This is a genomic window from Pseudomonas fildesensis (assembly GCF_001050345.1).
Classification (GTDB): domain Bacteria; phylum Pseudomonadota; class Gammaproteobacteria; order Pseudomonadales; family Pseudomonadaceae; genus Aquipseudomonas; species Aquipseudomonas fildesensis.
In genome coordinates this window covers 16,191-30,536 of the sequence record NZ_LFMW01000025.1, presented here as the reverse complement: position 1 = coordinate 30,536, position 14,346 = coordinate 16,191, and the positions used below count along the sequence as shown (strand labels likewise).

Annotated in this window: 13 protein-coding genes; 3 read left to right on the top strand and 10 right to left on the bottom strand. The window is 50.6% G+C overall.

All coding sequences use genetic code 11. The features are described 5' to 3' along the window. Positions 1–11 precede the first annotated feature (11 nt). Positions 12–860 (bottom strand): urea carboxylase-associated family protein, encoded by an 849-nt coding sequence (locus ACR52_RS26730; RefSeq protein WP_048731109.1) that lies wholly within the window; start codon positions 858–860, stop codon positions 12–14. Positions 861–875: 15 nt separating this feature from the next. Then, entirely contained in the window at positions 876–1,520 is a 645-nt protein-coding gene (locus ACR52_RS26725) for a GntR family transcriptional regulator (protein ID WP_048731107.1), read from the bottom strand. Between the two features lie 132 nt (positions 1,521–1,652). Between ACR52_RS26725 and ACR52_RS26720 the strand changes: the two genes are divergently transcribed. Beyond that, positions 1,653–2,231, top strand: coding sequence for a TetR/AcrR family transcriptional regulator (locus ACR52_RS26720; RefSeq protein WP_048731105.1), 579 nt, complete (start codon positions 1,653–1,655; stop codon positions 2,229–2,231). Between the two features lie 15 nt (positions 2,232–2,246). Here ACR52_RS26720 and ACR52_RS26715 read toward each other — a convergent pair whose 3' ends face one another. The 5 genes from ACR52_RS26715 to ACR52_RS26695 all read right to left on the bottom strand — a co-directional run bounded on the left by ACR52_RS26715 (position 2,247) and on the right by ACR52_RS26695 (position 8,776). Next, on the bottom strand, positions 2,247–2,579 hold the full coding sequence (locus tag ACR52_RS26715; protein WP_048731103.1) for a ComEA family DNA-binding protein: 333 nt from the start codon (positions 2,577–2,579) through the stop codon (positions 2,247–2,249). Between the two features lie 111 nt (positions 2,580–2,690). Beyond that, positions 2,691–4,685 carry a polysaccharide biosynthesis protein gene (locus ACR52_RS26710; protein WP_048731129.1) on the bottom strand — a complete coding sequence of 665 codons (1,995 nt, stop codon included), beginning with the start codon at positions 4,683–4,685 and terminating at the stop codon, positions 2,691–2,693. A gap of 213 nt (positions 4,686–4,898) precedes the next feature. Then, on the bottom strand, positions 4,899–6,083 hold the full coding sequence (locus ACR52_RS26705; protein ID WP_048731101.1) for a DegT/DnrJ/EryC1/StrS family aminotransferase: 1,185 nt from the start codon (positions 6,081–6,083) through the stop codon (positions 4,899–4,901). A gap of 377 nt (positions 6,084–6,460) precedes the next feature. Beyond that, positions 6,461–7,450, bottom strand: a complete 990-nt coding sequence (locus ACR52_RS26700) for an IS5 family transposase (protein WP_048731099.1) — start codon at positions 7,448–7,450, stop codon at positions 6,461–6,463. Positions 7,451–7,615: 165 nt separating this feature from the next. Continuing rightward, positions 7,616–8,776, bottom strand: coding sequence for a hypothetical protein (locus ACR52_RS26695; protein ID WP_048731097.1), 1,161 nt, complete (start codon positions 8,774–8,776; stop codon positions 7,616–7,618). Positions 8,777–9,437: 661 nt separating this feature from the next. Between ACR52_RS26695 and ACR52_RS26690 the strand changes: the two genes are divergently transcribed. Further along, positions 9,438–10,103, top strand: coding sequence for an acetyltransferase (locus ACR52_RS26690; protein WP_173439347.1), 666 nt, complete (start codon positions 9,438–9,440; stop codon positions 10,101–10,103). Between the two features lie 2 nt (positions 10,104–10,105). Continuing rightward, positions 10,106–10,552, top strand: a complete 447-nt coding sequence (locus tag ACR52_RS26685; RefSeq protein WP_048731093.1) for a MaoC family dehydratase — start codon at positions 10,106–10,108, stop codon at positions 10,550–10,552. 121 nt (positions 10,553–10,673) lie between these two features. Here the strand turns inward: ACR52_RS26685 and ACR52_RS26680 are convergent, their stop codons facing one another. The 3 genes from ACR52_RS26680 to ACR52_RS26670 are packed head-to-tail and all read right to left on the bottom strand — an operon-like array spanning position 10,674 to position 14,332. Next, positions 10,674–11,273, bottom strand: a complete 600-nt coding sequence (locus ACR52_RS26680; protein WP_048731091.1) for a sugar transferase — start codon at positions 11,271–11,273, stop codon at positions 10,674–10,676. Continuing rightward, positions 11,270–12,496 carry a glycosyltransferase family 4 protein gene (locus tag ACR52_RS26675; protein ID WP_082143257.1) on the bottom strand — a complete coding sequence of 409 codons (1,227 nt, stop codon included), beginning with the start codon at positions 12,494–12,496 and terminating at the stop codon, positions 11,270–11,272. The genes ACR52_RS26680 and ACR52_RS26675 overlap by 4 nt, the downstream gene beginning before the upstream one ends. A 15-nt stretch (positions 12,497–12,511) precedes the next feature. Further along, on the bottom strand, positions 12,512–14,332 hold the full coding sequence (locus tag ACR52_RS26670; RefSeq protein WP_048731087.1) for a glucosamine 6-phosphate synthetase: 1,821 nt from the start codon (positions 14,330–14,332) through the stop codon (positions 12,512–12,514). Positions 14,333–14,346: the final 14 nt, after the last annotated feature.

The following is a 14,346-nucleotide window of genomic DNA, read 5'->3' as shown; positions in this document are numbered from 1 at the left end:
CCTTCCCCCGATTATTCCCAATCCGCCTTGGCAATATGCAACCCGTGCTGCCCCTTATAGGCCGCACGCTCAGGCTGGCTCCAGCCTTCCAGCAACACCTCCTCCAGTTTATAGATCTCAACCCCCAGCGGACGACACACCGTCAGCGGGTCCTGCGCGTCCGGCCCCCACATCGGCAGCGACAAATCCCCACCCGGGCACGTCGACAGCGCGCACAGCAGATCAATCTCAGCGAAGAACTCCAGGTAGTCGCCCTTCTGCGCCGGGCAGGCTTTCATGAAGTACATGTCGTCGTGATTGAGGCCGGTGCACTGGAAAATATTCAGCACGTCATGCACGTCAAACTCCGTCAGGCCATGGGGCAATACCGCACGGGTCAGGTTGGAGTGGCAATGGTGATGAAAGTCTTCGCCGGTCAGCATGCGGTTCACATACGGGTCGCAGCGTGTGCCGAGCAGATCGTGCAAGCGCCCGCCGTGTTCATCAATGCCGTAGCTTGCCAGGCTGTCATCGGTAATGGTCACCAACGGCCGCAGGAATGGCAGGTTCGACCACAATCGGTCATGGGTGCTGACATGCGCGCCCTGCAACTGGCGTGTACGCGCGGCCCATAGGCGTTCGCGAGGATCATTGGCGTTCCATACGTTGAAGTCACCGACCTGCGGGCCGACCGGCGTGGTCACGCGGAACACATGCCCGGCCGGTACCTTCCACGCCCTGCCCGTGCGAATCGGCACCTCGAACTGCTCGATCAACGTGCGCTGATCAGCCCGGTCCCGAATGCGCTCGTAGAACGCCGTATCGACCTGCAGCGCAGAGCCTTTACTGACCTGGTAAGCGGCCGGATAGTCTTTATACATGGGGCGAATCCTCAATCAAGGGTGCGTAAACAGGGCTAACGAGAGGCGTTCGGAATCATCCAGGTACAGGCTCATCGCCTCGCCTGCCGCCGGTTTATTTCCGTGGATCAGTAACTCGTATATTTCACGATCACGCTCCAGCCAGGGCGACTGGAAGCGCTGCTCATCGGGCGCGGCGCAAAACACCAAACGCAATTGGGCGATTACCTGAGCGAAAAACTCATCGAACAGCGGGCTACACATCAGCCCGACAATCTGCTGGTGAAACAGCAGGCTGTGGGTGGCCACCGCCCGCCAGTCCTCGCGCTCGCGGGCCAGGGTGGTGGCCTCGATAGCATTTTGCATGCGCTCGGATTGAGCATCGGTCAACGGGCCGCTCTGGGTGATCGCCTGCAACTCCAGGGTGCGACGGACGACAAACAGATCACGTACTTCGTCGCGGTCCAACCGACGGACCATCACACCCTTATTGCGCACGTACCGAGTCAGCCCCTCCTGCCCCAGACGGTGCAACGCCTCGCGAATCGTATTGCGCGAAGCGTTGTAGGACTTGACCAACTCGACCTCGACCAATGCCATTCCAGGTAACAGCCGCCCACCGATGATATCGGCGCGAAGCTCCAGGGCAATCTGGTCGGCTAAAGACAAGCTGAGCGTCATCACTACCTCACGATTGTTCAACAATCCATGTTGTAGACGTAACCACATTCCATGCCAACGCGCGCTGCATTGTCTAGATGTGTAAAGAGATATAACTCCGTTAAAATGCCGCCACGTTCACAAGGCAGTCCTATGCGTTACTCACCAGACCATAAAGCCCAGACCCACCAACGCATAATCAAAGAAGCCTCCGTACGCTTTCGCCGCGACGGCATCAGCGCAACCGGCCTCCAGCCATTAATGAAGGCACTGAACCTGACACATGGCGGGTTCTACGCGCATTTCAAATCCAAGGACGAACTGGTGGAAAAGGCGCTGCAGACAGCAGCCGCAGAGCTGGATGCGCATTGTGAAATGCTGTTCAGCCAGGAGCGCCCGCTGGAAGCGTTTATCGACAGCTACCTGTCGGAATGGCACCAGACCACCCCAGACCAGGGCCGCCCGCTGCCGACCATGTCGGCGGAACTGGGGTTGAGAGCGCAGCACAGTCCGACAACGGACGTGGTGTTGGGGGCTCGGTTGAAACAGGTTGAAGCAGCTTTGGGCCGCCCAGGGGCCGGAGACCAGAGCCTGGTAATGATGTCCACGCTGGTGGGGGCGTTGGTGCTGGCCAGGAGTGTTGAGAGTGCGGAGTTGGCGACGCGCATCATGGACGTAGTGCGGGGGAGTTTGAAGGCGCAGGTTTCAGAGAGTGGAAAGGCCGGTCGATGACCGGCCTTCCTGACCTTATTTGATTTCCAGCCTGTCGCGGTTTTTCTCCATCAGCGCCTTACCGATACCTTTTACTTCCAACAATTCATCCACTGCCGTGAACGGGCCGTTGCTTTCGCGGTAGGCGATGATCGCCTTGGCTTTGGCGGCGCCGATACCGAAGAGGTCGCGACGCAAGGTTTCGGCGTCGGCGGCGTTGAGGTTGACCTTAGCGGATGGCTCGGACTGGGTCATTTGGGTGGTGATGGGGGTTGGGGCTTCGGGTTTGATTGATGGGGCTGCGGTCGTGGCTACGGAGAGGGTGGTGAGGAAGGCGAAGATTAGGGAGGAGATGTAGGTGTTTTGCATTGGTGACGCTCCATGACATCGTTGGGAGAAAAGCAGCTTTTCCGAAGCTGCTTTCTTAACTTAGGCGATGTTTGGAGGGTGTCAAAAGTGGGTGAGTAACAGGGTGTTAACTCACGGCTCCAGACGGCGTTGCTGGTAGATCCAGTCGACGATTTCGCCGTCGGGAGCATAGCCGCTGACGGTATCGCGCAGTAGCAAGCGGACACGAACATAATCGTCCTGATCTACGGCCGCCAGCAACTCGGCCAACCTGACTTTCAGTATCTCCCATGGGAGATGATCCTCATTGGCACTCATAATCATCGGGTGCCGGGTGGCAACTACGTTGTCACCGATGAGTAACTCTTCGTAAAGCTTCTCGCCAGGACGTAAGCCGGTAAATTCAATCGCAATGTCACCGTGAAGATTTTTGTCTGAGCGTATGCTCAGACCGGACAGATGAATCATCTTCTCGGCCAACTCGATGATTTTCACCGGTTCTCCCATGTCCAGTACAAATACGTCACCGCCCTGTCCCATGGAACCCGCCTGGATAACCAACTGTGCAGCCTCAGGGATAGTCATAAAGTATCGAGTGATTTTCGGGTGGGTAACCGTAAGCGGACCACCCGATTTGATTTGCCTATGGAATAACGGAATAACCGAGCCCGAGGATCCTAAAACATTACCAAAACGAACCATTGTAAATCGGGTTTTATTAACGCGTGAAATATTAGACCTGTCTCCAAACAAAACGGGAGCCAATTCACGACTGAGAGCCTGCAGTGTCAACTCTGCTAAACGCTTAGTACTACCCATCACGTTAGTCGGACGCACTGCCTTGTCCGTGGAAATCAGGACGAAGTTGGCAACGCCTGCCTGCAGTGCGGCCTGTGCGGTATTAAGGGTGCCAATGACGTTATTCAGAACACCTTCGGCGATATTGTGTTCGACCATCGGCACATGCTTATACGCAGCGGCATGGTAGACCGTATCTACGTGCCAAGTTTTCATCACGTCAAGGAGTTTGGACTGATTTCGCACAGACCCCAAAATCGGAAGCAGTTTCACCGATAACGATTCACGAGTGATGCGCTGCTCAAGTTCAGAAAGAATACTGTAAAGATTGAACTCACTATGTTCGAACAGCAACAAAGTCGTCGGGCGAAGCGTCAAAATCTGTCGACATAACTCAGAACCGATGGAGCCCCCGGCCCCCGTCACCAGAACGCTCTGCCCCTTGATGCAGTGTTCCAGCAGTTCCTCTTGAGCAGGCACAGCATCGCGACCCAGCAAGTCGGCGATATCGACCTCTTGGATATCGTCCACTTTGACCCGGCCACTCGCCAGATCCATAAAGCCAGGAACGCTGCGCACGTGAAGCGGAAAACCTTCAAGAAAACCCAGGACCTCACGTCGGCGTGCACGATTAGATGAAGGAATAGCCAAAAGAATCTCTTGCGCACCAGTGACATCAATCATCCGTTGAATATGTTTAGGCTTATAGACTTGAAGGCCTGAGATAACGCGATCACTGATACTGACATCATCGTCGATAAACGCGACAGGCCTCATGACGCGCCCCATTCTGAGAGCAGCCACCAGTTGGTTTCCCGCTGCACCCGCGCCATAAATGGCAACTCGAGGTAAACCATCTTCCCGACTCGCAAACGGAACGTATTGAGTTGCTGTAAACCAATCACCCAAAAAATACTGACGCATCCCCAGTCTTAAGCCGCCCACCATAATAAGACTGAGCCACCAGTAGTTGAAAACGATAGAGCGGGGAATGATATTCTGATGATTACTATACCAGTATACGACCACCCCTAAAATCAGCGCTGACAGACTGACAGCCTTGATAATGGCAATGAGCGCATCGTTCCCGAAATATCTCATAACTGCTCGGTACATACCGAAGCGTATGAATAACGGTATCGCAACTACAGGCGCAGCCAAAAACAACCAGAGATGATCGAAGAAGGGATTGATCATTTCGTCCACGCCGAGGCGAACGACAAATGCTAGCCATAGCGCACACCACACCACCAATACATCGGTAGCGACCTGGATCAGCCTTTTCTTCCGACGCGGCAGTGCAACCAAATATGCCCGTACCCTTTCCATAACCCCTTCGTCCACCTCAAACCGCTCCTGTGATCGATGCAACATTTTTCATAGTACGGCCCTGACCGCATTCTGGCTTGGTAAATCTTCAGTGCGCAGCATATATTGGCACCTAAGCCGGGGTCAGTCAGATTATTGATCTGCACACGTACCCACGGAGCCCTATCACCCACATGAAGCAATCAATGGCAGCCCTTTAGTCCCGCGACAACATCAACTAATCAATGAACAAGCCTTGGCCATCACCTCATCCAGCACTTCGCACGTCTTACCGATTTCAGCGTCAGTCAGCGTCGGGTGTACCAAAAACATAAGGCTGGTTTCACCCAGTTCTTGAGCAACGGGCAGTCGTGAGTGCGGCCGCCAGTCAGTACCGTCAAAGGCCTTTTCCAAATAGACCTCAGAACAGGAACCCGAAAAGCATGGAACGCCAAGTGCGTTGATCTCATTCAAAATACGGTCGCGCGACCAACCTTCATTCAGCACGGAAGGCTCGACAAATACATAGCATTTGTACGCCGCATGCTTGATTTCCACAGGCACGTCAGGAACGCGCAGACCAGGAAAGGCTCGAGCAGTCTGCCAAATGCGCTCAGCATTTTCCTGCCTCGCAACACTCCATTCAGCCATCCGGTCCAATTGGATACGCCCAATTACACCCTGCACTTCCATCATTCTCCAGTTGGTACCGAAGCTCTCATGCAGCCACCGAAATCCGGGCGCATGCTCGCGCTCATAGACCGCTTGCCAGGATTTACCGTGATCCTTGAAAGACCACATACGCGACCATAACTCTGGGTCACTGGTGGTCACCATCCCACCCTCCCCGCCAGTCGTCATGATCTTGTCCTGGCAGAACGACCAGGCGCCAATGTGACCGATCGAACCGACTGAACGGTTCTTGTATTGAGCCCCATGCGCCTGAGCACAATCCTCAATGACCTTGAGACCGTGCTCCTCGGCCAATGTCATGATGGGGTCCATGTCGCAAGGCCAACCGGCGAGATGCACACAGATAACTGCTCTCGACCGCGGTGTGAGTACAGCGCGAATCGTTTCGGCTGTGATGTTTTGAGTCTCTCGATCCACTTCGGCAAAAACGGGGATCGCACCTGCATTCACGATGCTCGACACCGAGGCAAGAAAAGTCCGGGGAGTAACAATCACCTCGTCACCTTTACCAATACCCAACGCCAGTAGGGCAACATCTAATGCAAGCGTGCCATTAGCCAGCGCGACCGCATGTGTAGATCCCACCCAAGATGCGAAGCTCTTTTCGAACAACCGGCATTCCTGCCCAGTCCAGTAGTTGACTTTGTTAGACAAAATCACATCACGGACCGCATCAGCTTCCTGAAGGGTAAAACTTGGCCAAGGCGAAAAAGGTGTATTAAGCATAAAGCCCCTATTGAAATAACTCTTTCGGCTAGCGTACCAGCCCTTATGAACCACCCATGGCACATTACCCGCCACAGGACATACGACCACTGGAAGGTTACTGCTTCAAAAGATAAGTCCCTTTGCATCAAGTTTGCAAAGACCTACGTTCGAAAACGACACAAAAAGCAGGACATGACCAGCAGCGTCCCTTCTGACTTCTGACAGGCCCTCTGATGCAGGAGACGCACAAACCGTTTCCTTAGGGAAGGTCTGAAGTACCCACCGATGTTTTGATGCCCTCACTACTTGAGGCTCAAAAAATCATAAGTCGGTCGAAAATCAGACCTTCTTGTCCTTAATTCACGGTTCTGTCCTCTGATCGCGCTGTTTCAGGGCTATTGGCCCACATTACAGACGCACCTCGCCCATACCAAAAAACGTTTTCGCACCATCCACAAGTTTGACAAAGCGAATAACGTTGTCTGCTGCGCGATGTTTTTCGACAAACCACGAAAGCGCACTTTCGTATAACCAAACTGGCGCTTGATCACACGAAACGGGGGCTCAACCTTGGCCCACAGCTGCGCTTTCGCGTATTCGATCTTGCCTCGCATGCGCTCGATCAAACTCTTTTTTGCGTGCTTTTTGTAGCTGCTTGGGCGGGCGGCAATCGACCAGATCATCTTGCGATCCTGATGCTGGGATCGTTTGTCCACGCCGGTGTAACCGGCGTCGCCACACACGTAAGTTCCCTCGCCGTGCAGTAACTGATCGACTTGTGTCACGTCCGCCACATTCGCTGCGGTGCCCACCAGGCTATGCACCAAGCCGGATTCGGCGTCGACGCCGATGTGCGCTTTCATCCCGAAGAAATATTGGTTCCCTTTCTTCGTCTGATGCATCTCAGGATCGCGTTTACCGTCCTTGTTCTTAGTCGAGCTCAGCGTGTGAATGATCGTCGCATCGACCACCATGCCGTGACGCAACAGAAGGCCACGATCACCTAGATAGCCATTGATGATCTGCAAAATCCCACCTGCCAACTCATGTTTTTCCAACAAACGGCGGAAGTTGAGGATCGTGGCTTCATCGGGAATTCGATCCAGATTCAAGCCCGCGAACTGGCGCAGAATCGTCGTTTCATATAATGATTCTTCCATCGCCGGATCGCTGTAGTCGAACCAGTTCTGCATCAAATGAACGCGCAACATCGCCATCAACGGATACGCCGGACGCCCCCCTTCGCCCTTTGGATAATACGGTTCGATCAACGCAATCAGGCCTTTCCAGGGCACGACCTGATCCATCTCAATCAGGAAACGCTCGCGGCGGGTCTGCTTACGTTTGCCTGCGTACTCGGCATCAGCGAAAGACATTTGCTTCATCGGGGCTCAACCGTTCAGTTCGTGGGGCAGGCGTATTTCACCAGATTTGGAAGTCTTTTTCAGAGTTTCCTTAGGTAGGACGCCGGGTTACCCGGCGTTCACCTTCGCTTCAAATCCAGCGTTACCATATGCTGCATGTCATATGCCGACTATCTGGTTCACTTATCAATCTTTTGCATAACTATAACTTGTTGTGCAACCTGGCTTGGTGACCTTATAAATGGCCCCGTATTCAGCTACCTTGGAAGGGTCTATTGTCGCAGGTGCCGAATCGGCCGCTGTCCAAGCCCTTAGATTTGACGTAGTTACGTACAGAGCGCCTTCAAACGGAACCATGGCGGTGATACGCTGGCCAAAGAACGATGAGTCAAGGCCGTCGCTCTCCCTCAGTGAGTAAGGAATGAAAGGCTCACCTTCTACATCGCTGAAAAATCTCTTGAAGAATTGCCACTCCCTTGCAAGGTGGTCGTAGCGCCAGACTTCGCCCTTTGGCCAGTACCCGACAAACAAATCCCCGCAATATTCTGCCATGGTTTGCGCTTCATATCCCAAACGCTTATCGGACAATTTTGCAATTTCCGGAGGGGTCATATTGGAGGGTTTGAGTTCTACTCCATCAAACTCATACAGACGACCCGTCGGCCACTCTCCTAGCAAAACCCTCCCTTGGTAGTTGATTGAGCTGTAAAACTGTATTGCTCTAGGCACGGATAATATAGGGAGCTCTGGATTGGTGCACGAATAAATATCGTCACGCATCGACATCCGACACCACTCGCCGTTTTTAAAAAGAATCGCTTCTCCGTAGTTTGTAATGGACAGGACGGAGCCTTCTTTTTGAGCATAGACGTAGGGATAGCTACCAGGCTGGAAGTTGAAAACTTTACATTCATTGTCATCCGATAGAGGGCATGCAGAAATAAGGCCTGAATAGGAGTCGACTTCAAAGTTGTATCCGGCAGCGTTGTACTCACTATTGGACGAAAGCTTTACAGGCTTATAACTTCCGAGCCAGTTTCTTTTGTAGCTAATATTGTTCCCGAGATCTTCAAAATATAGAGACTTGTTGTAAATGAAGGTGTAGCCAGTACGAAAGTTTTTCGACGGCGGGCTAGCCTTTCTTATTTTAAAGCTATTGTCACTTTCAGTAAATTTATGGACACCATTAGATCCGCTTTGTGAATATGTTTGCCAGTGATCAACAGACGACGATATCCAGCGTTTCACTATCCCGTCTGACGAATCTTTCGTCGTTGCATCAGCAAAGGCCCCCTGAAAACTGGCGATAGACAACACCACAGTAAAAAACTTCAAATAATCACGCATACGTCTTAGTACAACCTATTCTTCTGAGCGGTAACTCATTCATTTATCTCCTATCACGCCCAGCTACGCCTAAGGAGCGAAGCCGGTCGTGCCATTCCGCAAAGCATTCAGCACATCATGCGTGGACAAGCAACCTGGTACCTGTTGGTGGATTCTACAAGCGAATGTCACGCGTGTCAGTTTGCTTGCCTGGTCTATGCTAGATCGGTCAGCTGACTTGTGATCGATTGGCCGGGCGCTCTGATGAGCGACCAACACCACCAAAAAAGTGCACTGGCTAGTACAGCGATTGAGGTGCTTACGGGAAAGGGCCAGCAAACGCTGGTATTTGGTCGCCGAATACGATTCCTGTCTCGGGCACAAAGGCAACACTGTTTCAAAGGCAACGTTTTCAGATGATCCCTTAGTAGAAAGCATATCCTCCCCCCATGAACAGGAAAGTCGCGACCGACCGCCCCGTTGAAAAGCACCAACGGTTGGGCTGTGCAGAACAATCCTCTAACCGCCTGAACGGGGCCAAGAGTAGACTCCGCGTCCTGAGACGCAAGCAGAATATTTTTTCAAGGCCCCCACGCAGGCCACACCTTTAGGTTGTAAAAGCCTCCGTTCGCATTATCATATGATTCATATCTTGTAATCAAAGCCCATGAAGGAGATTGGTTTGAATATTTTTGGAATCGTAGGGGCCGGGGGATTTGGACGAGAGGTAATTCCGCTTGTCAAAAAAAAACTTGAATCAAACTGCCAAGGCAATTTTAAACTAGTTTTTGTTGATGATGGCGACTGCGCTAAAAGTATAAATGGATATGATGTATTAACGTCTGCAGAATTTTCACTGCTACCTGCAGATAAAAAATTCTTCAATATCACCATTGGCGACAGTCAAATCAGAGAAAAAATTGCCCAACGCATGTGGGAGATTGACGCAAAGACATTCTCCATTACCGCTGATAACGCATTGATCTTGGATGAAAACGAAATTGGCGAAGGCGCAATACTCTGCCCCTTCACTACGATAACGTCCAATGTAAAAATCGGTAAATTTTTCCATGCGAACATATATTCTTATATAGCTCACGATTGCATAATTGGAGACTATGTGACATTCGCTCCTTCGGTGAAGTGTAATGGAAATGTAACTATCGAAGACCACGCCTATATCGGGACTGGAGCAATAATCAAACAAGGCCGAGCGGGGAAGCCACTTAAAATCGGCAAGGGCGCCATTGTCGGTATGGGCGCAGTTGTCACTAAGGATGTTGCGCCTGGGGCAATCGTTGTTGGTAACCCTGCGAAACCTTTGCCACGCAAAGGGTTGGGTGGTTAATCATGAATGACTCAGCCCTAGGCTCCATACCCATCAACGATATACAACTTGGCATGACCGTCAGGTATTCTCAAACTATAACTGATGCAGACATCAAAGCATATGCTGGAATCAGCGGTGACCATAACCCAGTCCATGTTGATAGCGACTATGCGAACTCTTCCCGATTTGGTAAGCGCATAGCGCACGGGTTAATGTCTGCTGGATTTTTCTCTGCACTGTTTGGAACCAAGCTTCCCGGACCCGGTTGCGTATACGTAGCACAGTCACTGAATTTCAAAAGACCGGTGTACATCGACGACACCGTTACCGCAACAATCACGGTAACAAAGGTCGAGCTAAACACAAACAGGGTTTTTTTTGATACGGTCTGCACAGTCAGAGGCAAGGAAGTGATAACCGGTTGCGCGGAGATCTATATACCCAAAGAAAAGCCACGGCCCCAATAATAAAACGTGCCTAACCAGTCATAAACGAACAGGCCTACTGGCTACGGTAGGCCAATTCAAACAACGCTGCGTGAAATTCAAATTCACTGATCACAAAATCTCCGCAATAGAGAGACCGTATTCATCTGTTTTTACTGCCCCGAAAACGAGACATGGTAGCCTCACCCTCGGCACTTATCCCGTCGCGCACAAAAACCTTTTTTACCGTCATCATAATTATTTTAACATCCAACCACAGACTCTGATTGTCGACATACCACACATCCCGCTCAAACTTAGCCTCCCAGCTCAAAGCATTACGCCCATTGACTTGCGCCCAACCGGTGATTCCGGGACGAACTTCATGACGGCGAGCCTGCTCGGCAGAATACAAAGGCAAATATTCGGTCAATAGTGGCCGAGGCCCTACGAGACTCATATCTCCCTTAATGACACTCCACAATCCAGGTAATTCGTCCAAACTACTGGAGCGAAGGAATTGCCCAAAGGGCGTCATCCGCTCAGCATCCGGTAACGGGTCGCCGTTCAAATCAACTGCATCGCGCATGGTACGAAACTTAATAAGTTCGAACGGTTTTCCACCCAAACCTGGGCGCATCTGGCGAAAAATGACCGGTGTACCAAGTTTCTTGCGAACCGCCCATGCAGTCCACAACATTACCGGCCACAAGACCAATAGTGCAGTTACCGAAAGAAGAAGGTCAAAGAGCCGTTTCATCAATGGCGCCTCTCAAATATGGCATCCATGTAACCCTTCGCTAGCTTTGGATAATTACGTTCCTCCAAAAGCCACCGGCGTCCGCGCATCCCCATGTCATTACGATCGCCCGGGCTTTTGGATTTCATATCCAAAATACAAGCAACCAAACTATCGACATCACCAGCCGGTACATAAACACCACAATCAGCTTCATTAATCATGGAGGGGTAGCCGCTGTATGATGCAACAATAGGCTTACCCGCCAGCATATAATCGATTACCTTATTCAACGATTGACCGTAATCCCAAACCTTTGAAGGATAAACCGAAAAATACAGTATGTCGGCGTTGACCAGCACCGATTGAACCCTATCCCGGGAGACTTTAGGGGCAAAAACCAAGTTAGGCAAATGACCATACACTTTTTGAAAATGCGGTTTAAGAGCTCCGTCTCCGACCATAAGGAACTCTATGTCACTATGATCCTTAAGTGCCTCCGCTGCCTGAAAAAAAGGCTCCAGCGCATTGGTGATTCCGATAGTGCCGGCATGGACGATTCTGAATTTAGGCTTGGAAAAGAATGTGGATTGGTAGTCATCTGCCAGTGGTTTGGTTTCACTGAGGTGATCCTCGCTGACACCCATGGGAATACAGAAAACTGGGCGGTCGAGACCCGTCTCTTTCTTCACATGCTCAGCAAGATTGGGCATCGTACCAATAATAACGTCAGCTCTTTTATAGGCCGTTTTTTCTAGAAACGACAATGCCCGGACAAAAATATTATCCTTGTTGAACCCCCCCTCTTCAATGATAGTAAGCGGCCAGATGTCCCTGACCTCAAATACCAGTCTGCATTTGTACTTTCTTCGAAGCAACAACCCATTTAGAATTGTAAATAGCGACAAACTCGACACCACAATAACATCAGGCCGTGGCAACTTTGCCTTATCCAAAAACAGTAAGTTCCATTCAAAATGGAGCCAACCTAAAATTCTACGAGGGGACTTGGCGACGGTATATTTCAACGTTTTGAGCCAAACAATTTTCACGCCAGACACTTCCTGCGTCGTTACGCGCAGGGAAAGTGTGGGAACGTCGACTAAATTGTTCGAGTCAGATGTAATAACCACAGCCTCACAACCGGCCTTCCGCATTTCCTCAACCAAAAACCATCCACGACCACCAGGGCTACTGGCAGTTTTCGGCGAAAAATACTTCGTGATATACCAAAATGTCTTATTCATTAAAATCGGGCCGACTCAAAGTTTGTACAGCTTTGGTATTGAATTAATCGTTTTTATAACACCACTAAAATCCATACCCAACGCATCGAGGTACCAGCGAATATTTTGATATCTTGGCTGATTTTCATCTTTGACAAGTTCTAACGCTCGTTCACGTGTCATGACACCTTCACGAATTTGGTTGCTGCGGAACGTATCGTGTTCAGAAAAACCGGCAACCGTATAGTAGATATAATTATAGAACGCTGCTGTGCCGTCACCGATACGCCAAGTCGTGCTGGTATCGACTGCAGTCTCCCAGTCGTACTCTCCAATCAACGTGTCGTCGATGGTCTTTTCGTCCCAGCTCCAGTAATCAAAAATATGGTAGTAATCTTTTTTCTCGGTGAAACTTCTATAATATTCGCCCGACAACGTATCCCATAGCGACGAATTGAAGTAGCCCGGGCTCTTCAACATCGCCTTGAAACGCAGGCTCTGGTACTCAACTTGCTTTTGCCAACCGTGCATGTACACGCGTTTTTCTTCGAAATCCGGCGGTATACCCAAAAAGCCAGCTTTGAAGTGGGTAACCTCCAACGGATTCACACCCCACAAGTTTAATCCCACGCCCGTTTGACGCTTAACTGTTTCCACATGGCGGAAAAAGTGTTTGTCACCTGAAGTCAGAATACTGATCATTCCGAGATGCGGCGACTTCAACCAAGCTCTCAGGTTGACCGCGATGTTATTCCGCTTTTTGTCGATATCATCAGCAATAATGATATTCTCGACACCCAACTCAGCACACATCCTGCTGATATTACGGCGCCCTAAATCCGTGACCATGCCCCAATCATACGTATACGTAACCGGGTTCATGCCCAGTTCTTTAACAATTAGATGCAATCCATAGCAACTATCACGCCCACCGGAAAAAGGCACGATGCAATCCAGTGCACCGTTACGGCGGTAAGGCGCAACAAGATCAAAAATCTCTTGCTTTGGCTTAGGCACATTACGCAGCTTATACGTCGTGCAGTAGTTACACACGCCGCTCGCATCAAACGTAATATAAGGCATTGTTTCTGGAAGAATACACTTGGTGCAGCGCCGCAATTCAGGCGTGTTGTATTCAAGTAATTTTTCTTCTACCTGATTAAATTTAAATGGTGGTATCAGGTTATGGACTCGACGATTATCGTCAGAAACAGTTAGCTCAGAGGCGGTAGGAATATCAATAACCACCGCCTCCTCACGCACTTGCTTGATTGAGGCACAACCAATTTCAGCTAGAGGGAAGCGTTCTGAAGAAAAGCAGACACTTCCATTCAACTCACCTACATACAGACTGCCATTGTTGGAAAAAATTAATGCTTTCCCTCGCTCTGGCAGGAGGATCGCGCAAGCTACCACGCCCTTACAAAGAGAAAGGACCACCTTGGCCAAGCCATCCAGTTCAACGTTGTTAGCCAGGTATTCTTGAGCAATCGCCGCGATGACCTCACTGTCGATTTCCAACTTTCGTTCGGGCTTGATCTGCCCCCAGATTTCAGCATCATTGACAATGATGCCATTATGGAAAACACAGATGTTTTCTCGTACGACGGGCTGATTATCGGAAAGACCATTGGTGATCAAGCGGCTATGACCGACTACCAACGTAGCGTTTCTAACAGGATTCCGCTTCAAGAGTGAGACCACGTCATAGTCCGCTCTGGTAGCTTTATACTTGGAGGAATCCCAAATCAATAATCCACTCGAATCCCTACCACGTTGCATCGCATGCCGAGCCAAAAAAGCTAAATCCTTTTCGACCACGGCGGATGAAGAAACGATACCAAATATCCCGCACATAGTTTAAACCCTAT